Origin of the sequence: Rheinheimera tilapiae, from assembly GCF_042432165.1 — a bacterium.
Classification (GTDB): Bacteria; Pseudomonadota; Gammaproteobacteria; order Enterobacterales; family Alteromonadaceae; genus Pararheinheimera; species Pararheinheimera tilapiae.
This window is the reverse complement of the sequence record NZ_JBHLXP010000001.1, coordinates 2,084,798-2,108,083: the sequence shown is the minus strand read 5'-3', so window position 1 is coordinate 2,108,083 and position 23,286 is coordinate 2,084,798. Positions and strand designations below refer to the sequence as shown.

The window sequence follows — 23,286 nt, the reverse complement described above, 5'->3', positions numbered from 1 at the left end:
TCGCTGGACACATGCCACGGATGTCAACACAGCGTCAGAGGCAATTCAGTCAGGAGAGACAGAGTCCCCGCCTTTATGACCACTTCATTTGCGCTCGACCTTGCTCCATTTAAGTTTCTCATCCAAACCAGCTCCCGAACCCTTTATTCGCAGTTAAGCGAACTCTATGCCCCGGACGTTCTGAAAAGCGTTTCTTCGGATTGCATTTACGACTTTGGCGTCAATTATAAACGCCGCTTTTGGCAACCTGGTGGGAGTTTGGCATTTAAACTCGGTAATCAACATTTTCGCTATGCGGAACCTTTTCAAGCAGTACCGATGTTCGAGTGGGGATTAAACTGGTGTGTAGCGACTTACCAAAGCCGTTACCTATGCATTCATGCTGCGGTGTTGGAAAAAAATGGCCTTGCTGTGATTCTGCCAGCTCCACCAGGCTCAGGAAAGAGTACCTTGTGCGCGATGATGATGTTACAAGGCTGGCGATTGTTATCAGACGAACATTGCATGTTGGACCCTGAAACCGGTCAAATCCTGCCTTGCGTGAGACCACTGAGTCTTAAAAATAACTCCCTCGCCGTAATTAATCGCCTGTTTCCTGGAGTAAATCTATACCAGCGCACTGAAGGAACGCATAAAGGCACTATGGCTTACCTCCAGCCGACACCTGTTAGCTGGACTCAACGTCATACATCAGCGACCCCACGTTTGGTCATTTTTCCAAAATATAACGCCAAAGCTGAAGGCCTTTCTGGTTATGCTCTGTCACAGTCTTCTTTATTTATGCAGTTAGCACTCAATAGCTTTAATTACAGTGTGATGGGCGAAAGTGGCTTCCATGCCTTGTATAAAATGAGTGTTGCAGCTGAAGGATTTTATTTTGAATATAGTGATGGCCAGCTTGCAATAGATCAGATAGAGGCGCTGCTAAATGAAGAGTGAATGTTTAGCTTTTGTCCGTGCACCCGCTGGTTATTGTCAAACTGCGACGTTAAAGCAGTGGACTGCATTTATTGAGGAAGCTCGCCAGTATGCGCTTTTGGGTAGCTGTTATTTTTTAGCACAAGATGCAGGCATTTGGCATTTGATACCAGAGCAGGTAAAAAACCATTTGATATCTGGTTTTCACTATGCAGAAAAACAAAAAATCACGCTATTAAATGAAATGTTGGAACTCGAGAAAATCTTTGAGGGTTCAAATGTTCCTGCTGTATTGGTGAAAGGTGTAGCTTATCGCTTAGACGGCTATGCGTTTGCTAGAGGCCGAGTGTTTTCTGACATTGACCTGCTAGTGCCTGACAGCCATTATGCCTTGGCATTGCAGATGCTAAAGGACGCAGGTTATCTTGAATTTACCATGTCAGCTTACGACAGACGTTACTATTTACGTTGGACGCATCAACATCCGCCGCTGACTCACTTCCTGCGTGGCGCCAATATTGATTTGCACCACCACCTGTTTCCGGTTTCGTCGAATGAAGATATCTTAATTGAACCGCTTATTGGGCATGCTTCTGTATTACCGGGCAGTGCGTTTTCTACACCTTCTCCGGCGTACCTTTTTATGCATGCCGCAGTACATCTGTTTTATCAAGATGAAACGCACAAACTGGTCAAAGATCTGGTCGACCTGAATCTGCTTTATCGTGAAGTGATGGCAAGACAAAGCTTTACTGACATTTTGCAGGCCGCAGAAAAATCTAATGCTCAAGCTGCTGTTTTTTATGCACTAAACACATTAAATCAGCTGTTTGCTATTGAACTGCCAACTGAGATACAACAACTAGCCCCTGCTGCGAGCCGCTATCGCTTATGGCAAATGCAGTTTTTGTTAACGCATCTATTAGACCATGCTAGTTTTTGGCACAGTCCAGCGCATTTTTTCTGGTTTGTTCGTGGCCATTTGTTAAAAATGGGCCCTTTAACGCTGATATATCACTCTGTTGCTAAGTCGATAGAGCAATTTAAAGAACGGAAAAAATTGGGTAAAAAACAAAGGGAATTAGACGCACAAACCCGCCCCGGAGATGCACATTGACCTACTTGTCTGTTCGCAAATTTTGCCATTTAAGTTGTTTATTGCTTTGTGTCAGTCTGTTGACTCAGTGTGTGGCCCCAGCTCTTTTGTTAGCGCCTCAAGGCCAGCTGATGTGGGCACTGCTAAAACCAATGGTTGGCCTGGATCCTAAAGAAGCGAATTTATTTAGGCAGCCATTAATTCAATCAAGACTTGAGCCGCTATTAGGTAGCCACTATTCAGGCGCAGTGCAACTACTTGAAACAGCAGATAAAATCCAACAAGAAGGACCACTGTTTTACGTAGTGTCCAAATATACACCTGTACCTGAGCTGGCAGAAAAAGCTGGTTTTGTATGGAACTCAGAAACAAACCAAATGGCAGTGCTAATGGTGAGTGGTGGCGCCCCTCAGGTATTTGCTGAAAAATTAAACAACGAAGTCGTAGAGCAGATCCCAGTTTGGCCTAAAGAACTCAGTGACTACACAGAGCCGGCAAAACTGCAGCAACAAGCAATAAACAAAGCAAAACAACAACTATCAGACAACATCCCTGTGCCAGCTGCAGTGGTGCCTTTAGTAGATAACGCAAAAAATCTGAAAGACATAAAAGGTCAGACTAAAAATCTGCTAGAGGAGAAAAAACAATCATTGGTGGATCATGCCCTATCGCCATTAATTGATGCAAAACAACAAGCACAGCAACAGATGCAGCAAGTCAAAGAGCAATCAACACAAGCAGTGCTGACCCCAATCAACGATGTAAAACAACAAGCACAGCAACAGGTGCAGCAAGTCAAAGAGCAATCAACACAAGCAGTGCTAACCCCGATCACTGATGCGAAACAGCAAGCTCAGCAACAGGTACAGCAAGTCAAAGAGCAATCAACACAAGCAGTGCTAACCCCGATCACTGATGCGAAACAGCAAGCTCAGCAACAGGTACAGCAAGTCAAAGAGCAATCGACACAAGCAGTGCTGACCCCGATCACCGATGTAAAACAGCAAGCTCAGCAACAGATGCAGCAAGTCAAAGAGCAATCGGCCGAAGCAGACTTAGTTGCAGAAGACGATCTCGCTGCTGAACTTGCAACTGAACAGCAATCTCTCAAATCTGAAAAATCGCAGCGCGTTAATCTGCTGCAGCAACAGATCAAAGCAGCAGAACAGCAGCTGCAACAAGCATCAACGACAGATGATCGTAAAAAGATCGAATTGCAGCTTCAGCAGCTCAAGACAATGCTAAACCTGCTGAAAGCTACAGATTGATTAACTAATATCAGGCTGCACTGGCAAACGCGGTAACCACTGTGTCTACTGCTGAGTCATCCGGCTCCGATGGGCTTGGTTCAGTCAAAACGCCCTCTTCATCTTTCTGTTTTTTCACAGCCTTGGCTTTGCCTTGCAAGGCAGCTAGCAATTCATCTTTGTTTTGCGCCAAATACAATGACAACAGTTCTGTCTGATTGTCATTCAGCATCTGACTGCGCCCCAACAAATCACCCATTAATTCAGCGAGATCTAACATTTTGTCATAGGCGTCAGCCTGCTGTTTACTGGCAAAAGTCATTTTGGCTTCCCCGTCACGTTCCACGACATATTGAATAATAACTGGCATGATTAGCTCCCTGATTGAGTACTGTGTATTTATACAGTTTAACTGTTTTTATGTCCAGTGGTTGTGGCGTTTTTTTTCATAGTCGCCTGATCTGAATAAATTCAGTAAGATAGCTGTGTACTTCAAGGAGCAGGTTATGGATGTCTGGACTGAACGTCACTTATCACAACAAGATAATCGCCCGGGCGATCACCGTTCTTGCTATCAGCGCGACAAGGCAAGAATTTTACACAGTGCAGCCTTTCGCCGGTTGCAGGCTAAAACCCAGATCATGAGTGTTGGCCAGAATGACTTTTACCGCACCCGACTCACCCACTCACTCGAAGCTGCACAAATTGGCACAGCGCTGGTTGCCCAACTGCGCAACAAAACAACCGATGTGCAATTGCAACAGATTCTGCCGGATGACGCATTAATGGAATCTCTGTGTCTGGCGCATGACCTCGGACATCCTCCATTTGGCCACGGCGGCGAAACCGCGTTGAATCATAAAATGCTGAACTATGGTGGTTTTGAAGGCAATGGTCAGACTTTCCGGATTGTCGGTAAACTTGAGCCTTATACCGAGTCGGGCGGCATGGACCTATGCCGGCGTACATTATTAGGCTTGTTAAAGTATCCAGTATTGCAGCCTATGTCAGCGTTACCGGGGCAGCACAAACCAACCAAAGCAATTTATCTTGAAGATCGCGCGTTGCTTGATTGGGTACTGGTGCCTCTGGAAGTCGACGATCGTAAAGAATTTCAGCAGGTGCAGGTCGAACAAAATAGCCGCAAGTCTCGTTTTAAATCGCTTGACGCTTCTATTATGGAATTGGCTGATGATATCGCTTATGGCGTCCACGATTTGGAAGACGCGGTCGTCACTGGAACTGTCACTGCTGACCAGTGGCAACAAAGGTTGGCTGAAACCAGCCTTGAAGCTACAGATCGGCGATTTCTTGAACTGGCCGGTCACCATTTATTCCGCCCTGAACACTATATCCGCAAAACGGCTATCGGCACTTTGGTCAACCGGTTGATCACTTCAATTGAATGGTCAGAACCATTACCGCAGGCGCAGGAGCCATTGATCCGCTATAACGCCTGCTTGCCGGAGCCTGAGCAGCGGATCCTACAGTTGCTGAAGGGCTTTATTTACCAGCATGTGATTTTACATCCAGAGCTGCAACAAAATGAGTTTCGTGGCCAACGTATCGTGCAGTCTCTGTTTGATGCCTTTGCCGCAGAACCGACCCGATTATTACCTGCTAACACGCAGCAGCGCTGGAGACTACTATCAGAGCAAGGCAGTGGGCAGCGGGCCGTCTGTGATTATATTGCTGGCATGACGGATGAATATGCCAGCAGGATGATGCAGCGACTGTATGGAGTGATGTTGTGAAGCGACTTCCACGTCTGCAATTGTTCGCCGGTCCCACCGCCTATACACGAATTCAACGAGATGGATTGGTAGCCGACGACGTAAAAATGCTGGTCGGTGCCAGTGGTGGTCCCAAGTGGTTTTGTTTATTTGGCCTTGACCAATATTTACTGACGACATTTTTCAAGAGCCGTCAGGCACCTTTGGAATTACTTGGCAGTTCCGCTGGCGCCTGGCGCTTTGCTTGTTTTGCTCAAATCGATGGTGCTGCAGCATCACGGCGGTTTTGCGATGCCTACCGCACATTATTTTATCCGGCTAAAGCGCCAATCGGTGAAGTTACCGCGATCTCCAAAACAGTATTGGACGCGGTGTTCCCTAATCCTGCGCATATCTCCCAGGTTGTCAGTAACGAAACCTTTCGTCTTAACTTTATTGTGGCGCAAAAAAAGGGCCGACCACTTGCCAGCAGCAGGATTGGCCAATTAGGCCAGATTAGTTCTGCCGCAGCTATTAATCTATTGCACCGGCCTTGGCTTGGCCGGTTTTATCAGCGCATCTTATTTTCGCAAAGGTACAGCCGGCTCGAAGCTCCGACAGACTTACCGACTACACGTCACGATTTGACTGCGGCGAATTTACAAGCAGCATTGCTCGCATCAGGTTCTATCCCGCTGGTACTGGATCCGGTAACAGAAATTGCCGGTATGCAACAAGGACAATTCATCGACGGTGGCCTGACCGATTATCATTTTGCCTGGCCATTTCAGACTGACGGCCTTGTACTTTTTCCGCATTTTTATTCACACGCCAGTCCGGGCTGGTTTGATAAATCATTACCATGGCGACGGGCCAAGCCAAAATTATTCTCACAAGTCGCAATGTTATGCCCGACGCCGCAATGGATAGCCAGCCTGCCTTATGGCAAAATTCCGGATCGAACTGACTTTAATAAACTGTCAGATACTGCCCGTATCGCCTATTGGCAAGAAGTCACCGAGCGCTCTTTTGAATTGGCTGACGACTTAGCAAATAGCCGTTTTGAGCTGTTACCATTTAAATAGCCCCGCCTGATTGTCGTATATCTGTCACCGGAAAGTCGCAGTTTTGTCACTGTGACTTCACACCAACGTCACTGAAACTGCAGAGAATGTCCGCGATTTTATAACAATACGGAGAATATCGTGCAGTTTCGCAAATCACTGATCAGTCTGGCATTGGCCAGCACTTTTGTTGCTTCAAACGGTCTGAGCGCTGCGGTTGAACCGAACGCAGAAGCGAGCATTGAAAAAATCGCTGTAACCGGGCAACGCATTGCTTATGCCAATAACACCACCGATGAGGCCATGCTGGATACAGTATCGCCTGCCGGTAACGTTCTTGATGCTATCAAATATCTGCCGGGTGTCAGTGTCGGCCAGGGCGACGCCTTTGGCGCCGATGACTGGTCAACGACTATCTCCATGCGTGGTTTTAACGTCAACCTGAACGAACAGCAGCTTGGCATCACCATTGATGGCCTGCCAAACGGTGGTTCGGCTTATGGTGGCGGCAGTAAAGCAAACCGGTATATGGATACCGAAAATACCGCGATGGTCGAAGTTGCGCAAGGCACTGCTGACATTGCATCGGCATCACTGGATGCACTGGGCGGCACACTGAATTTTGTCTCTGCCACGCCAGAAGCTGAAGCGGGTGTCCGTGCTGGTATTACCGGTGGCGATCATAACGCCCGTAAGTATTTTACCCGTTATGATTCTGGTCAGCTGTTTGGCAATACCACTGCCTACATCAGTTTGTCAGATAGTTTTAATAACCGTTGGATTGGCAGCGGTAGTAATGGTTTTGCTGAACGTACACACTTTGAAGCCAAGTCGGTCACCGAACTTGAGCATAGCAAAATCACTGCACGTTTTTCATACGACGATACAGCAGAAGATAACTACAACACAGTGTCTTTAGCCGAATTTGAACAGAACCCGACTTGGGACCGCCTGACCAGTCAATGGACCGGCGACCCGGAGATTGACCAGAATTTCGCCGAGACCTGGTCTACTCTACGTAAAAACAGCTTCACTTATGTCAAATGGGAGCAGGAACTGGCAGACGAAACTGATCTGACGGTCACACCGTACCTGCACTTACAAAGTGGCCGCGGCGACTGGTTACCACCTTACCAGGTCTATGTCACTGACAAAGATGGCAAGCGTGTTAACAAAGGCACGGGTAACGGTCAGTTACAACGTTATACCCACGTTGACGCACAAGGCCGGCCAATTCTGGATCCGAAAGCAGATTTATCCAAAGCCACTCGTGTTGCATCATACCGCCATACGCATTATGAAAAAGACCGTGCCGGTCTGACTTCCGAACTGAAAATGCAGCTGGATAATCACCAACTGCGCGCCGGTATCTGGTATGAACAGCAAGACCGCAATGAAACTCGTGATTGGCACCAGGTGCTGAATACCAAAATCTATCATTATTTTAATGAAACGCCATATTGGGTTCATTACGACCGTGATTACAGCACGGACACCTTAAAGCTGTTTGCGCAGGATACGATTGAATTGGGTGACTTGACGCTGACTGCCGGCGTGAAGCAATTCTACGTTGACGTAGAACGTCAGGATAATATCAACACCAATAATGCCGGTGATTTATCCAGTGATTCTGATCCGTTGTTTTCAGTCGGCGCGGTATACCGCATGACCGACAGCGTTGAAGCCTTCGCTGGTTTTAGCCAGAATTTCAAAGCCATTGGCGATGCAATTCTGGAAACTAGCCAAGATTTCAGCAAGTTAGAAGCAGAGACTGCAGACAACATCGACTTTGGTTTGCGTTACAACGCGGACAACCTGTCGTTAAATCTGACACTGTATAGCACGACGTTTGATAACCGGATCACCTTCTTACAACCTGGCGCAAATCAGGGCGCACCAGATTATCTGAATGAGCTGGATGGCACCTATATCAACGTGGGTGGTATCGATGCCAAAGGTGTGGAAACCAGTCTGAACTGGCAACTGAACGAGATTTGGTCGGTATATGGTGCACTGACGCTCAATGACGCCGTTTACAACCAGACGATTAATGGTACCATCAAAGAAGGCAATCAAATCGTGAAGAATCCACGTGGCATCTTCGAAGATGACCAAGTTGCAGGTTCTCCGGAAACGATTGTTACTTTGTCTGCCCGCTTCACGACCGACAAATACAATGGCGCTCTGACTGCCCGCCATACAGCTGAATATTATGGTGCTGCGCTCGGTGGCAACAAAGACGAATTGCCGGCATCCACAGTGCTGGACTTGTCTTTAGGTTACCAAAAAACGCTGAGTCAGGATGCAATGTTCCAGTATGTTGATTTGTCTTTCCTGGTGAATAACCTGACAGATGAAGAGTATCTGTCCGGTGGTCAGGAAGGTGCTTATTACATTGGTGCTGGCCGTACTGCCAGTTTCACTGTCAGTCTGGGTTTCTGATGCTATACCATCAGTTGTAGTGTTCGATAAATAATAAGGGCGCCAGCGGCGCCCTTAGTTCATTCTGTAATTAGTCACTACGATATCAAGACGCCGGCGTTTCAACCGTTGAATGCGACGCTACCGCTTGCTTGCGTTTAAACCGTGCTTTAATCCGACGTTTCATCGTTTCCAGGCTGTCATAGAACGTAGGAACAACTAACAAAGTCAGGATTGTCGACGTGATCGTGCCACCGATCACTGCGATCCCCAGTGGCCGATAGAAACCTGAGCCTTCACCCACACCAATTGCAACCGGCAACATACCGGCGACGAGGGCAAAAGTAGTCATCAGGATTGGCCGTAAACGCTCGCGACCTGCAGCGATCAACGATTCTTCCAGTGACAAGCCTTCCAGCTGCTCTTTTTTCCGTGCGCAATCCACTAGCAAGATGGCATTTTTCGCCACAATGCCCATCAGCATCACGACACCAATCAGACTCATCAGATTCAGCGTCGAGTTGCCTATCAACAATGCCAAAACGACGCCAATTAGTGACAATGGTAATGACATCATGATCGCCACTGGCGCCATAAAACTATGGAACTGCACAACCAGAATCAAATACATCAGCACCACAGCCAAACCAAGTGCGCCGAAGATTTTGCCAAACACTTCCTGCTGATCACGGCCTTCACCGCCAACCACCAGATCGTATCCGGGCGGGAAGTCGATTTGTTTGGCCAGCTTCATCGCATCAGCGAATACTTCACCAAAACTACGGCCCTGCACGTTGGCAGTCACCGCCATCATGGTTTCCCGATCTAAGTGTTCGATCAGCGCCGGGCCTTTACCTAATGTCACAGTGGCGACTTGTTCTAAAGGTACGAGCGCGCCGGTTTTGCTGGATAACAGCGGCAGTTGTTCCAAATCAGCGACTGTTGCACGTTCTTCTGGCCGCACCCGGACAAACACGTTGCGGGTTTCACCGGTCGGGTCCACCCAGTCACCAATTTCAGCACCGGCAAACGCCAGCCGCATCGCATTGGCTGCATCACTCATTGATAAACCGACGCTGGCCGCCAGACCGCGGTCAAACTCAACTTGAAGCTCTGGCTTTGGATCCTGCGCAGACAAACCGACGTCCACCGCTCCCGGGACTTTTTTCAGCTTTTCGACGTAGTCCATCACAATACCTTCCAGCACGCGGGTTTCCGGACCACGGAACTGGATTTGTAATGGTTTACCATCACCACCACCGCCGCCGCCTAAGTCAGCTGATACGGTAAACTCAGCACCGACCAGTGACTTAATTTTACCGCGCACCTCTTCGGCCACTTCTTTCGCGCTGCGATTACGGTCTTTTTCCGGCACTAACCGCACAAACACCTGAGCACGGGTAATGTTGCCCTGCACACCAATGGTTGTTTGTGTATAGCGATGCTCCGGCAACTGCTGGGTGATTTCGGCAACCTGCGCTGCCTTCGCTTTGGTGTAATCAATGCTGGCCTCACTCGGCGCGCGGATTGAGACAATTAAGGCCCCATTATCGGTATCCGGCATAAAGCCGGAGCCACCAAATTTTGCTTGCAGAAACAGCGCACCAAAAAAACTCAAAAACGCCAGCGACCACATCGATTTACGGTGTTTCAACGCCCAGCCGATCAACCTTGAGTAACGCTCTGCCTGATGATCAAACCAGGTATTAAACCGTTGAAATACCTTGCCAAGGCCACGACGTTGTTTGTTTTTATCATGGTCCGGATCGTGCCAGTACGCTGACATCATCGGGTCAATGGTAAAAGAGATAAACAGCGACACCAGGACCGAACAGGCGACGGTCAGGCCAAAAGGCTTGAACCATTGGCCGGTGATGCCATCAAGAAAAGCAATTGGAATAAACACTGCCACAATGGACATCGTTGTCGCGATAACCGCCATGCCTATTTCACGCGTACCGTCGCGCGCTGCCGTCATATTGTCCTTACCCATTTCCATGTGACGGACAATATTTTCCCGAACTACGATCGCATCATCAATTAACACACCAATCGCCAGCGACAGGCCAAGCAACGACATAAAATTCAGTGTAAAACCACAGGCCCAGACCGCAATAAAAGATGCCAGTACCGACGTCGGCAAGGCCAGCGACGTAATCAGCGTTGAGCGCCACGAATTTAAGAAGACAAACACCACGACAATGGTCAACAATGCACCAAGACCTAAGGCTTCAGTGACATTACGCATACTGGCCGCAACGTCTTCGCCCTGGTCAGACACTATGACCAGTTCGACTTCTTTTGGCAGGGTTTTGTTGATCTCTTCCAGCTTGGCTTTGATGTCATCCGTTACTGAAATCGTTGAAGCTTCCCGCGCTTTGGTAATATCGATGCCAAGCGCTTTTTTGCCGTTAAAAAACGAGAGACGCCGCTGTTCTGCACCACCGTCGACAATATCTGCGACCTGACCGAGCCGGATCGCCTGGTCACCATTTTGTTTGACCACCATCTGTTCAAATTCGGTAACATCTTTCAGACGCCCCTGCAGACGGATACTCTGTTCTTCCAAGCCGTTCACGACCCTGCCAACCGGTGCTGCCAGATTCTGCGATCGTAAAGCTGCTACAACTTCCTGTGCCGAGACTTTCGCTTCGCGCATCGCATGACTATTGAGGAACACCGTCATTTCGCGTTCCAGTTCACCTTCAAGTTCAACCAGTGCGACACCAGGTACTGAACGCAATTGCCGACCAATCTGGATCTCCGCCAGACGGGATAATTCCAGTGGCGATAACACATCAGAGGACAACGCTAGTGACATCACCGGCTGCGCGTTTGGATCTGCTCTGTTGATAAAAGGCTCTTTCATTTCGGTCGGCAGCTTGTCGCGCACCGTCGAAATACTATCGCGCAGCTCTTGTGCTGCAGCGGTTAAGTCCTTGTCAAAATCAAAGAACACCACGATGGTCGCGCTGGATTCCCGCGCATAAGAACGAATGTCGCGGATCCCCTGAATGGTCGACATCGAGTCTTCCACCCGGTTTAAAATTTCCCGTTCCACCGTTTCTGGCGAGGCGCCCGGATAAGGCACATTGACCACCAAAACTGGTGGTTGTACATCCGGGAACTGGTTCGTTTTCAGATTGGTCAATGCAAAGTAGCCAAACAGCATCAATGCGATTGTCACCACGACCACGACCAAGGGTCGCTTAATACTGAAATCCGATAAAATCATAATTATTTCCCTGTCACGGACTGACTGGCGTCAGTGGCTTTCACGGCCATTTCAGTTTTGGCATCGATGGTCACGCTGATGCCATCTTTTAATGCACCTTGCGGGTGACGCAGGATCTGTTGGCCTACCGTCAAACCGCTCATCACCTGTACGGTGCCAAAACGCGGATCTTTTGCGCCGGTTTCAATTGCATTCTTCACCAGTTTGTTGTCTTTGATCAGCCAGACAAACTGCAGATCACCTTCAGTAACCAGACTGGATGGCGCCAGCATTACACTTTGTTGTTGTTCCACAGAAATGAAGCCTTCGGCGTATAAGCCCGCAACAAAAGAAGCTTGTTCAGCCAATTTGACAAACACTTGCACCTGGCGGGTGAGCTCGTTGGCTTGTGGATTGATCCGCTCAATTTCGCCGTTAAAACGTTGGCCAGGGTAGCCATTGACCCTGAAACTGACCGCCGAACCAACTTTAACAGCACCAACTTGGTCGGCAGCGATATAACCTTCAAATCGCATACTGCCGGGGTTGATCAACACCAACAGTGCTTTGCCGATTTGCGCCGTATCACCGGATGAGACTTTACGTACTGCGACAACACCATCAAATGGCGCGCGGACTTCAGTACGCTCTAATTGTTGGCGGGCTTCAACGGTACGGGCTTTGGCCGAGGCGAGGTCAGACTGTGTCTGGTTAGCTTTGATTTCAGCTGATTCCAGCACCTCTGCGGTGACCAGATTCTGCTGGTTTAATTTCTGCATCCGTTTTAACTGGCGTGTTGCCTGATCTGCAGCAACATGGGCAGAGCGTTCGGCTTCTTGTGCCGACAATAACTTATCTCGAAAAGTGGTTTGATCCAGTTGTACCAGTACTTCACCAGTTTTCACTACATCGCCGTTATCCTTCAGCACTCGGGTTACGATGCCGCCGACTTCAGCGTTGAGTTCAGCTTTGATCACAGGTTGCAAAGTACCAGAAATCATCGGTCCCTGTGATAACTCACTGGTGGCGATGGTCAGAATGTCCTGTGAGACCAGCTGCAGACTTGAGACGGTTTCTTCTGTGGTGTTGGTCTCAGTGGGCTTTGAGCATGCACTTAACGTCAATGTCAGGGCTAGTGCCAATATCGTGAGTTGAGGTAAACCTTTCATAAACCAGCTTCCAGATAAATTAAAAATAATATTCCGAAGCCTAGTCTATAGAAAGCATACGCAAAACCAACAGCTTAAACAGTAACAAGTTATGTCAATCAGGATCCTGCTTGGGCATTGATTTTACAGTACAAGTTTCTGACCGCGTTTTTACGGCAATATCAGTGAAATCGGTAAACACACCATCAACACCTTGCTGATAACGTTGTTGCAATTCATCCTTTAATGTTGCAACCCCTTCTGGCAAAAATTCAGGTTCGGCACGAAATGTATAGGGATGCAGTTGTAACCCATAGCTTTTTAATTGTTGCGCGGTGACCAATGCGAGGTTTTGCGAAAACCATTGTTCTTTCCAAGGGCCAATACCGTCGGCGTATTGACTAAGAAAAGTCAGGCCTGCTGGGGTTATTAAAGCGCCATAGTGAAAACCAGCCTGGCCAAGAAAGTTTTGCTGTTGATGTAACAGTGCCTGCATCGATGCTGGTCGGCTTACCAAATCCCAAGGCTCAGCGAAATTTGATTTAGGATATAAAGCAGTACCGCTGATATCCCCAATCAATTGCACTAGCTTCGCTTTGACCTGATACTTTTTTAGCCCCTCTTGGCGCATCCACCATAAATTGCTGAGCTCAAATGATTGGATATACACCGGGTTGTGTTGCGTTTGCTGCCAAACACTCAGTTGCTGTAATAACTGTTCAGAGATATTACGATTGATCTGGTGGCCGTCCTGCAATCGGCCCTCAGCCAAAAAATACGTAGGATGTTTGGTTTCCAGATATAAGCCAACTTTTCGTCCATGTTGCTGTTCGAAGCGCTGCACCAGTTGCATCACTTCGGCAAGCGTTAAAATACCGTATTGATCGTTGTGTCGCCGACTTGCCGGACGAATCAGTGGTTTTGATTCACGCAACTTGACGTTGCGTAGTTCGGCCAGCGTAAAATCCTCGCTAAACCAGCCTTCTACCATCACACCATCAACCTTTTTGCTCGTTTTGCGATTAGCAAATTGTGGCAACTCAGCGATATTAGTACTTTGGCTGAGCTCATTCTCATGCCGGCTGATTAATACGCCATCTTTCGTTGGCACTAAATCGGCTTCAATAAAATCTGCGCCTTGTAACATCGCTTGCCAATAAGCAATTTCACTGTGCTCCGGATAATCGCCACTGGCGCCGCGATGAGCAATAATCAGCGGCCAAGCCGGGCATGCCGCTTGTGAGCTCAGACTCAAAAGAAGTAAAAATAGGGAAAAACGCATTGATAACACTCCGGATCTACAATGTTCCGAAGTGTAGGTCGCAAAAATGACCGCTGGATGACAACCTGTACTAGTTCAGCGGACGCGCCAGATAGATAGCATTTGAACCATAACTAGTCAGCGCCTGGCTTGCCTGCTCTGACAGTTCATCAACAGCAGTAAATTGTTGCTGCTGCCAAAATGCTGCAGAATTCTGTACGGCAACCAAGGCAGCATAAGACAAACCAAGGGTACCGGCATACGTCAATGCCTGCTGCAGCAACGCGGTCGCCACGCCATTACCACGGGCATCAGGACTGACAGCCATGTCATGTAGATACAGACAATTCGCCTGTTCATACTGGCCGAATTCAGCGCCTAGAACATTAATCTGCCCTAATCGTGATGGATAACTAAACAGGTAGCCCCAGACTTTATCTTGATAACAAGCCAACCAGCAGGATTGTGGATACAACATCAGTCGTTTAGCAACGACTTGCGGGGATTCGTAAAACTCATCTGTATAACAGTGGTCCTGTAACCGGACCACTGCACTCAGATCTGATATTTGCATTAAACGGATGTGAAACATAACTCTTAGGCCTGCGACAGCTGCAACAGGCATCCACTGCGTGAGATTATTCGATAGCTTTTAGCAGCGTCTTGTCCAGACCGTCTGCAGTTAACAGCTTAATCACTGCATGACAATGATCAATGGTGAAGTCACCTTCTTTGATCTGGGCATTTAACGCATCACGGCGTTTTTGTACCACACTGTTCAGCATGCCTGAATCGATACTACCTTTGGTTTTTGCATCCAATTTATCAAGCCATGGATACAATGTACTTTCAGCTGCATACGCATCTTTACGCACTGACGGATGAAAATCCTGACATGCATTCAGATTGAGCAGATAAAAATTCAGGTAACCTGCGACAGTGACTAACTTGTAATCTTGATCTGCAGCCTGGACCGGCAACATGCTGGTCAGAAGTAAGCCCGCTAAACACCATTTTTTCATCAGTAGCATCCCGCTTAAGTTGCGTTATCTAATCAATCTAATCAGAAAAATCTTAATTTGCAATCAAGTGTAGAAAAATCAATAAAGAAGGCATCCGAGATCACGGACACCTTCGGATTATTCCAGCGTACTCGCCGGTACCCGCACCTTGCCTTCCATGATGATGCGCGCACTTCGGCTCATAATCGCTTTGGTGACTTGCCACTGACCATCCACCAGACTGGCTGCAGCACCAACCCGCAAAGTACCACTCGGATGACCAAACCGGACTGCAGTGCGCTCACCACCACCGGCAGCGAGATTCACTAAAGTCCCCGGAATAGCGGCAGCCGTACCAATAGCGACAGCGCAGGTGCCCATCATGGCGTGATGGAGTTTGCCCATCGACAACGCGCGCACTGACAGGTCAATCGCATCAGCCGCAACCGTTTTTCCGCTTGATGACAGGTAAGTCGCGGGACCGCTGACAAAAGCGATTTTTGGCGTGTGCTGACGGGCAACTGCTTCGCTGATATCGCTGATGAGTCCCATTTGGCGCGCGCCATAAGCGCGAATGGTTTCAAACCGGCTTAACGCTTGCACGTCATTGTTGATTGCATCCTGCAGCTCAGTGCCCCGATAACCTAATTCTGCGGCATCGAGGAAAATGGTCGGGATACCGGCATTAATAAAGGTCGCTCGGAAACTGCCAATGCCGGGAACATCCAGTGTATCAACCAGATTGCCGGTCGGAAACATCGCGCCACCGCCCTCGCCCTCGTCGGCGGCCGGATCAAGGAACTCAAGTTCAACTTCGGCGGCCGGAAAAGTCACACCGTCGAGTTCAAAATCGCCATCTTCCTGCACTTGTCCGTTGAGCATCGGCACATGCGCGATAATCGTTTTCTGAATATTGACCTGCCAAATCCGCACTGTCGCCAGGCCGTTTTGCGGCAGCGTGCCTGCATCAATTAAACCCGACTGAATGGCAAAAGAGCCAACTGCCGCAGACAAATTGCCGCAGTTGCCGCTCCAATCAACAAAAGCCTTATCGATCGCCACTTGGCCAAACAAATAATCCACATCATGGCCAGGCTTGCTGGCCGGGCTTAAAATCACTGTTTTGCTGGTACTGGACGTTGCGCCGCCCATGCCATCAATTTGTTTGCCATATGGGTCTGGGCTGCCAATCACGCGCAATAACAACGCATCACGTGCCGGACCAGCAACCTGTGCAGTGGGTGGTAAATCACAAAGACGAAAAAATACGCCTTTGCTGGTGCCGCCGCGCATATAGGTTGCGGGCACTTTTATTTGTGGAGCATAAGACATGACTTCACCCTGATATTTATCAAAAGAAGCCGGCGCAAAGGCCGGCTTATATCAATTACAGATTGCCGCCCAGAAAATCTTTGGCGAACCGCTGCAGCACACCGCCGGCATCATAAATCGATACCTCTTCGGCGGTATCAAGGCGACAGGTAACCGGTACCTGCAGCACCTCGCCGTTTTGGCGGTGGACGACTAACGTCAGAGTGGCGCGGGGTAAGCGCTCACCGATCACGTCAAAACTTTCTGTGCCATCTAAGCCTAAAGTCAGACGGTTGGTTCCTGCTTTAAACTCGAGCGGTAATACGCCCATACCAACCAGGTTAGTGCGGTGGATGCGCTCAAAGCCCTCTGCAACGATGGCTTCAACACCAGCGAGACGCACACCTTTGGCAGCCCAGTCGCGGCTGGAGCCCTGGCCATAATCGGCGCCGGCAATGATAATCAGCGGCTGCTTGCGTGCCATATAGGTCTCAATGGTTTCCCACATCCGCAGCACTTTGCCTTCCGGCTCCAAACGTGCCAGCGAACCCTGTTTCACTTTGCCATCCACCAGCGCCATTTCGTTAATGAGCTTAGGATTGGCAAAAGTCGCGCGCTGCGCCGTCAGATGGTCACCACGGTGCGTGGCGTAGGAGTTAAAATCTTCCTCCGGCAAGCCCATTTTGTGCAGGTATTCACCGGCTGCGCTGTCCATCATGATGGCATTCGACGGCGATAAATGGTCGGTCGTGATGTTGTCGCCGAGCAGCGCCAGTGGCAGCATACCGGTTAAACTACGTTCGCCAGCTAATGCACCTTCCCAATAAGGGGGACGGCGGATGTAGGTACTTTGCGGACGCCAGTCATACAGTGGGCTGATTTTTTCACCGTAATCGACATCAACGGCAAACATCGGCTCATAGACCTTACGGTATTGCTCAGGTTTTACGCTGGCAGCCACTACCGCATCAATCTCTGCATCGGTCGGCCAAATGTCCTTTAAGCGGATTTCACGACCATCGGCTGCTACTCCCAGCACATCTTTTTCGATATCAAATCGAATGGTACCGGCAATCGCATAAGCAACTACTAGTGCCGGAGAGGCCAGAAATGCCTGTTTCGCATAGGGATGGATTCGACCATCGAAGTTCCGGTTACCGGATAACACTGCCGTCGCATACAAATCGCGGTCGATGACTTCCTGCTGGATTTTCGGATCTAAAGCGCCACTCATGCCATTACATGTGGTACAAGCAAAACCGACGATGCCAAAGCCTAACTGTTCCAGATCGGTCAGCAGATTGGATTCTTTTAAATAAAGTTCGACCGCTTTAGAACCTGGCGCCAGCGAGCTTTTTACCCATGGCTTGCGGGTCAGACCAAGCTTATTGGCATTACGCGCCAGAATACCAGCCGCGATGACGTTCCGAGGGTTGCTGGTGTTGGTACAGCTGGTGATCGCCGCAATAATCACGGCGCCATCTGGCATCAGACCGGGCTCGTTTTCCACCACTCCGCTGATACCTTTAGCGGCTAAATCTGCAGTGGCAACCCGGGCATGCGGATTTGACGGCCCAGCGATATTGCGTACTACTGTCGACAAATCAAAGGATAGTACCCGCGGATATTCGGCAGTTTTTAAGCTGTCAGCCCATAAACCGGCTGTTTTAGCGTAGGTTTCAACCAGTTTGACCTGTGCCGCGTCTCGACCAGTCAACGTCAGATAATCCAGTGTTTGCTGGTCGATATAAAACATCGCCGCAGTAGCACCATATTCCGGCGTCATATTCGAAATGGTCGCACGATCACCCAAACTCAAGCTCTCGGCACCTTCGCCAAAGAATTCCAGGTAGCTGGAAACCACTTTTTGTTTGCGCAAAAACTCAGTCAGTGCCAAGACGATGTCAGTCGCCTGAATGCCCGGCTGTGCTTTGCCGGTCAATTCTACCCCGATGATATCGGGTAAACGCATCCATGAAGCCCGGCCCAGCATCACGCTCTCGGCCTCTAAACCACCAACACCAATGGCAATCACGCCCAGCGCATCGACGTGTGGCGTGTGGCTGTCAGTACCGACCAGCGTATCTGGATAAGCCACTCCATCTTTGGCATGAATGACCGGTGACATCCGCTCCAGGTTAATCTGGTGCATGATGCCGTTACCCGGCGGGATCACATCGACGTTTTTAAAGGCTTTTTTCGTCCAGTTGATAAAATGAAAGCGGTCGTCATTGCGCCGATCTTCAATCGCGCGGTTTTTCTCAAAAGCGTCCTTTTCAAAACCGCCGTGTTCGACGGCTAAAGAGTGGTCGACGATCAGCTGTGTTGGGACCACTGGGTTCACTTTAGACGGGTCACCGCCTTGGGCAGCAATCGCATCACGCAAGCCTGCCAAGTCGACCAGTGCGGTTTGACCAAGGATGTCGTGGCAAACAACGCGCGCCGGAAACCAAGGGAAATCTAGCTCTTGCTTGCGCTCAATTAACTGAAGTAAGTAGGCGCTTAACTGCGCCGGATCAGCGCGGCGAACAAGGTTTTCAGCGTGCACGCGTGAGGTATAAGGCAGAGTTGCCCAAGCGCCGGGCTGCAAAGCATCAACAGCAGCGGCGGCATCAAAATAGTCCAGCCCGGTTGCGGCCAGCGGTTTACGAAATAAAGTATTCATTGCCATCTCTTTGAAAATAAATGCCCAGCGTCACGCTGTGATAACCGGAGACTGCAGTGCAGCTCCGGCTGGATTTATCAGCCACGGTTGGCGATTGGCTGCACTTCACGCGGTTCTACCCCGACATAATCAGCACTTGGCCGGATAATGCGGTTGTCGGCACGTTGTTCCATCACATGTGCTGCCCAGCCGGTCAGGCGTGAACAGACGAAAATCGGAGTGAACAACTTGGTCGCAATGCCCATGTAGTTATAGGCAGAGGCATGGAAGAAGTCGGCGTTACAGAACAGTTTCTTTTCGCGCCACATCACGGCTTCACAACGCACTGACACGTCGTACAAGCGGCTGTCGCCGTTCGCTTTGGCCAGTTGCTCGGACCAGGCTTTGATCACCGCGTTACGTGGGTCGGATTCGGAGTAAATGGCATGGCCAAAGCCCATGATTTTGTCTTTACGCGCCAGCATGCCTAACAGCGTCTCTTCGGCATGTTCCGGGTTTTGCATATGTTCAATCAGTTCCATCGCAGCTTCGTTGGCGCCACCATGCAATGGACCGCGTAAAGAACCGATAGCACCGGTGATGCAAGAGTGCATGTCAGATAAGGTTGAAGCACAGACCCTTGCAGTAAAAGTTGAGGCATTAAATTCGTGTTCTGCATACAGGATGAGCGAGGCGTGCATCACGGTAACGTGCAATGGCTCTGGTTTTTTGTCGTGCAAGGTCCAGAGGAACTGTTCAGCAATAGAATCTGCCGGCGTTTCAACGTCAATGCGCTTGCCGTGGTGGCTGTAGTTGTACCAGTAGTTAATCAGACCAGGGAAAACCGCTAACATGCGGTCAGTAACGTCTTGTTGCTCGGCAAAACTCTGTTCAGTTTCGAGGTTACCCAGCATTGAACAACCGGTGCGCATCACATCCATTGGGTGTGCGCTGGCTGGAATGCGTTCCAGCACTTCTTTTAATGCCTGTGGCAGGCTGCGTAATGCTTTTAGTTTAGCTTTGTACGCCGCAAGCTCGGCCACAGTTGGTAATTCACCTTTTAAGATCAGGTGGGCTACTTCTTCAAATTCACATTTGGCGGCTAAATCTTTGACGTCATAACCACGGTAGGTCAATCCTGAGCCGGTTTTACCCACTGTAGATAATGCGGTTTTACCAGCGATTTGGCCGCGCAGGCCTGCACCGGTTAATTGTTTAGATGTCGACATAAGCTGTTCTCCAGGTACAGAGTTAATTCGGGTTATTTGTTTTTGCCTTGGGCAAATAATGAATCCAGTTTTTCTTCGTAACTGTGATAATTCAGGAAATCGTAGAGCTCCATCCGCGTTTGCATGCTATCCACAACCGCTTTCTGGTCACCATTGGCCAGAATGGACTGGTAGACATTCAGCGCGGCTTTGTTCATCGCGCGAAAGGCGGATAACGGATACAGCACCATTTTCACGCCAACGCCGGCCAGCTCTGCAGTGTTAAACAGCGGGGTTTGACCGAATTCCGTGATGTTCGCCAGAACCGGCACTGACAGCGCATTGGTAAATGCCTGATACTGCTCAAGCGTGTAAACAGCTTCGGCGAAAATAGCATCGGCGCCAGCTTCGACACAGGCTTGCGCCCGCTCAATGGCCGCGTCTAAGCCTTGTTGTTGCAGCGCATCAGTGCGTGCCATGATAAAAAAGTTAGCATCGGTACGGGCATCAACAGCAGCTTTGACGCGGTCGACCATCTCTTCTTGCGACACAATTTCTTTATTCGGTCTGTGGCCACAACGTTTTTGCATCACCTGATCTTCGATATGAAAACCAGCGGCGCCAGCACGGGTCATCTCGCGCACAGTCCGGGCGATATTAAATGCTCCACCCCAGCCTGTATCTGCATCGACCAGCAACGGCAGGTTTGTAGCGCCGGTAATACGGCGAATGTCTTCACAAACATCGTTCAGCGATGTCATACCTAAATCTGGTAAACCAAAGGACGCATTCGCAACACCTGCACCTGACAAATACAACGCTTTGTGTCCAACCCGCTCCGCCATCATGGCGGTGTAGGCATTAATAGTACCGACTAACTGCAATGGTTGATTTGCTTGTATAGCCTGACGAAATTTTAAGCCTGCGCTTTGCGTCATGTTCAGTTCCCCTGTTGTAAATGAAGTTCGATGTTGCGACGGGACGCACTGATGTGCCGGCGCATTAAAAGTTCAGCAAGTTCACCGTCCCGATTGGCGATTGCATTGAGAATAGCTTTATGTTCATCAAAAGCCCGCGACACTCGCGGCCCCGCCATCCCCATTTGTACCCGGTACATCCGTACCAAGTAGTAAAGTTCGTCACATAAGATATTGATTAAATATGGGTTTTTACTGGCCTGGATGATGCGGTAATGAAAATCAACATCACCGGCTTCCTGATAATAACTCTCGCCTTCTCGGACACGCTGCGTCGACAAATGTTGATCCAATAAACTTTGCATCTGAGCGATTTCATCGTCCGACATTTGTTCAGCCGCCAATCGACATGCCATGCCCTCAAGATTCTCACGGATTTGATACAACGAAATTAAGCCTTGTGGGGTCAGCTTGACCACGCGGGCGCCGGCATTGGGCACCCGCTCAATCAGATGGCATCGTTCCAAGCGTGCCAGCGCTTCGCGCAGAGGCGCCCGGCTTAGATCAAATTGCCGGGCCAGTTCTGGTTCTGAAATTTTACTGCCTGCCGGGATCTCGCCTGCAACGATGGCTCGCTGGATCTCGAGCAGGACCCGGTCGGCTGCGGTGATAGGATCTTTTTGCACAGAAACCTGCAATATGTCGACATAAATATCTTATATGGCATTTTTAAGCGCATTAAAGGCGATGTCAAGTTGGATATTGGTATTATTGTCGACAATCCATCAATTATCGCTTCATTGATTACATTGGGTGGTCGTTGTTCTGATGTAACAAATTTCTTCCATTTCTGCTGAACAGCCGCCAGATATATATTTTTATAGACTATTTGGTGATTAGGAATATTTTTGTAGAAACGAAATGAGCTGAGGGTTTTATGTGGCAGAGATCGGTAATCGGCTCGCAAAGCCTTATATAACGCTTTGCTTATTGAATAAAGCTGGGGATATCTTTTGGATAAGCTGGGTGTAACATGCGGACAATAAACAATTTGTTTACTAATTCAACGTATTAATCCGATCGACCGTTTGCGCAAAAAAAATGCAGTTGGCTACACTGGATCCATCTGTTGGATGCAGCTTGACGCATCTTCCCCTCTAGCGCACGGCTCAATCTTGAGCCATTCCCCTAAGCCCGGAACAATGCGGATTGGTTCTGGGCTTCTTTTCTTTTGTCGACAGTAAACGCTGATGCAGTAGGCTCATATCGTGGACCTGGCTCAAAAAGTTCAGACTTTTGCCAGTGGAAAAAGCCGGCAAAAATTTTGACTGGTCTTGGCGCCTAAAGCAGGCAAGTCGATACCTTTGAGCTCAGCAATCGCTTTAGCCACCGCCGCGACATAAGCCGGCTGGTTAGTTTTACCACGGTAAGGGACAGGCGCTAAATAAGGTGAATCAGTTTCGATCAATAACCGGTCCAGCGGCACCTGCTTTACGACGTCACGCAGCGAGTCGGCATTTCGAAACGTCATTATGCCGGAAAACGAAATATAAAAACCAAGGTCCAACGCCGCTTTTGCAGTGTCCCAGTCCTCGGTAAAACAATGCAACACACCACCACAATCCTGCGCCTGTTCGCCCCGAAGTAAGGCCAGGGTGTCAACGCGGGCATCACGGGTGTGCACAATCAACGGTTTATTCAGCTGGCGGGAAACTGCGATATGCTCGGCAAAAGCGGCTTGTTGGGTGGTTTTGTTGTCAGGACTATAAAAGTAATCGAGGCCGGTTTCACCGACCGCCACCACCTGCTCCGACTGACACAGCTTCAACAATTGGTCGGCACTGAATTCCTGTTGTTGATGTAACGGATGCTCACCGCAAGACACTGAAATTTGAGGATATGCGTTGACGAGCGCAGCCATCGCCGGAAACTCCTGCAGGCTGACACTGACGCACAACATGTGATCAACCTGTGCTTGCGCTGCAGCAGTCAGCACCGCAGGTAAATCCATGCCCAGTTTATCCAGTTCCAGACGGTCAAGGTGGCAATGCGAATCAATAAACAAAAGAAGCTCCGGCAAAAGGTGACACAGACAAAAACGCCGGCAGTGTACCTGATGCGGCT

General features: G+C 49.3%; 18 protein-coding genes. 6 read left to right on the top strand and 12 right to left on the bottom strand.

Annotated features, from left to right (window positions below; all coding sequences use genetic code 11):
• Positions 1-75 precede the first annotated feature (75 nt).
• The 3 genes from ACFFJP_RS09125 (at position 76) to ACFFJP_RS09115 (ending at position 3,282) form a co-directional block, all read left to right on the top strand.
• On the top strand, positions 76-939 hold the full coding sequence (locus tag ACFFJP_RS09125; RefSeq protein WP_377242652.1) for an HprK-related kinase A: 864 nt from the start codon (positions 76-78) through the stop codon (positions 937-939).
• Positions 929-2,035 (top strand): nucleotidyltransferase family protein, encoded by a 1,107-nt coding sequence (locus ACFFJP_RS09120; RefSeq protein WP_377242650.1) that lies wholly within the window; start codon positions 929-931, stop codon positions 2,033-2,035. The genes ACFFJP_RS09125 and ACFFJP_RS09120 overlap by 11 nt, the downstream gene beginning before the upstream one ends.
• 110 nt (positions 2,036-2,145) lie before the next feature.
• Complete coding sequence (locus ACFFJP_RS09115) at positions 2,146-3,282, top strand: PspA/IM30 family protein (RefSeq protein WP_377242647.1); 1,137 nt, start codon at positions 2,146-2,148, stop codon at positions 3,280-3,282.
• 10 nt (positions 3,283-3,292) lie between these two features.
• On the opposite strand, the gene ACFFJP_RS09110 is transcribed toward ACFFJP_RS09115, so the two are convergent.
• The gene (locus ACFFJP_RS09110; RefSeq protein WP_377242645.1) at positions 3,293-3,631 is read right to left on the bottom strand and encodes a YebG family protein; all 339 of its coding nucleotides are present in this window, start codon (positions 3,629-3,631) and stop codon (positions 3,293-3,295) included.
• Positions 3,632-3,767: 136 nt separating this feature from the next.
• Here ACFFJP_RS09110 and ACFFJP_RS09105 point away from each other — a divergent pair, with 136 nt between their 5' ends.
• The 3 genes from ACFFJP_RS09105 (at position 3,768) to ACFFJP_RS09095 (ending at position 8,479) form a co-directional block, all read left to right on the top strand.
• Positions 3,768-5,015 carry an anti-phage deoxyguanosine triphosphatase gene (locus ACFFJP_RS09105; protein ID WP_377242643.1) on the top strand — a complete coding sequence of 416 codons (1,248 nt, stop codon included), beginning with the start codon at positions 3,768-3,770 and terminating at the stop codon, positions 5,013-5,015.
• Positions 5,012-6,058, top strand: coding sequence for a patatin-like phospholipase family protein (locus ACFFJP_RS09100; protein WP_377242641.1), 1,047 nt, complete (start codon positions 5,012-5,014; stop codon positions 6,056-6,058). Before ACFFJP_RS09105 ends, ACFFJP_RS09100 begins: the two co-directional genes overlap by 4 nt.
• A 120-nt stretch (positions 6,059-6,178) precedes the next feature.
• On the top strand, positions 6,179-8,479 hold the full coding sequence (locus tag ACFFJP_RS09095) for a TonB-dependent receptor domain-containing protein (RefSeq protein ID WP_377242639.1): 2,301 nt from the start codon (positions 6,179-6,181) through the stop codon (positions 8,477-8,479).
• Positions 8,480-8,564: 85 nt separating this feature from the next.
• Here the strand turns inward: ACFFJP_RS09095 and ACFFJP_RS09090 are convergent, their stop codons facing one another.
• From ACFFJP_RS09090 to ACFFJP_RS09040, 11 genes are all read right to left on the bottom strand, one after another.
• Entirely contained in the window at positions 8,565-11,693 is a 3,129-nt protein-coding gene (locus ACFFJP_RS09090; protein ID WP_377242637.1) for an efflux RND transporter permease subunit, read from the bottom strand.
• Between the two features lie 2 nt (positions 11,694-11,695).
• Positions 11,696-12,841 (bottom strand): efflux RND transporter periplasmic adaptor subunit, encoded by a 1,146-nt coding sequence (locus tag ACFFJP_RS09085; RefSeq protein WP_377242635.1) that lies wholly within the window; start codon positions 12,839-12,841, stop codon positions 11,696-11,698.
• A gap of 94 nt (positions 12,842-12,935) precedes the next feature.
• Complete coding sequence (locus ACFFJP_RS09080; protein ID WP_377242633.1) at positions 12,936-14,102, bottom strand: glycerophosphodiester phosphodiesterase family protein; 1,167 nt, start codon at positions 14,100-14,102, stop codon at positions 12,936-12,938.
• 70 nt (positions 14,103-14,172) lie between these two features.
• On the bottom strand, positions 14,173-14,673 hold the full coding sequence (locus ACFFJP_RS09075; RefSeq protein ID WP_377242631.1) for a GNAT family N-acetyltransferase: 501 nt from the start codon (positions 14,671-14,673) through the stop codon (positions 14,173-14,175).
• A 46-nt stretch (positions 14,674-14,719) separates the two neighbouring features.
• Positions 14,720-15,103: a hypothetical protein gene (locus tag ACFFJP_RS09070; protein WP_377242629.1), complete on the bottom strand. Its 384-nt coding sequence runs from the start codon at positions 15,101-15,103 to the stop codon at positions 14,720-14,722.
• 117 nt (positions 15,104-15,220) lie between these two features.
• Positions 15,221-16,414: a 2-methylaconitate cis-trans isomerase PrpF gene (prpF, locus tag ACFFJP_RS09065; RefSeq protein WP_377242627.1), complete on the bottom strand. Its 1,194-nt coding sequence runs from the start codon at positions 16,412-16,414 to the stop codon at positions 15,221-15,223.
• 55 nt (positions 16,415-16,469) lie between these two features.
• Entirely contained in the window at positions 16,470-19,058 is a 2,589-nt protein-coding gene (gene acnD / locus ACFFJP_RS09060; protein WP_377242625.1) for a Fe/S-dependent 2-methylisocitrate dehydratase AcnD, read from the bottom strand.
• Positions 19,059-19,135: 77 nt separating this feature from the next.
• Positions 19,136-20,266, bottom strand: coding sequence for a bifunctional 2-methylcitrate synthase/citrate synthase (gene prpC, locus ACFFJP_RS09055; RefSeq protein WP_377242623.1), 1,131 nt, complete (start codon positions 20,264-20,266; stop codon positions 19,136-19,138).
• A gap of 32 nt (positions 20,267-20,298) precedes the next feature.
• On the bottom strand, positions 20,299-21,183 hold the full coding sequence (prpB, locus tag ACFFJP_RS09050) for a methylisocitrate lyase (protein ID WP_377242621.1): 885 nt from the start codon (positions 21,181-21,183) through the stop codon (positions 20,299-20,301).
• 2 nt (positions 21,184-21,185) lie between these two features.
• Positions 21,186-21,848 carry a GntR family transcriptional regulator gene (locus ACFFJP_RS09045; RefSeq protein ID WP_377242619.1) on the bottom strand — a complete coding sequence of 221 codons (663 nt, stop codon included), beginning with the start codon at positions 21,846-21,848 and terminating at the stop codon, positions 21,186-21,188.
• A gap of 602 nt (positions 21,849-22,450) precedes the next feature.
• Entirely contained in the window at positions 22,451-23,227 is a 777-nt protein-coding gene (locus ACFFJP_RS09040; RefSeq protein ID WP_377242617.1) for a TatD family hydrolase, read from the bottom strand.
• Positions 23,228-23,286 lie beyond the last annotated feature (59 nt).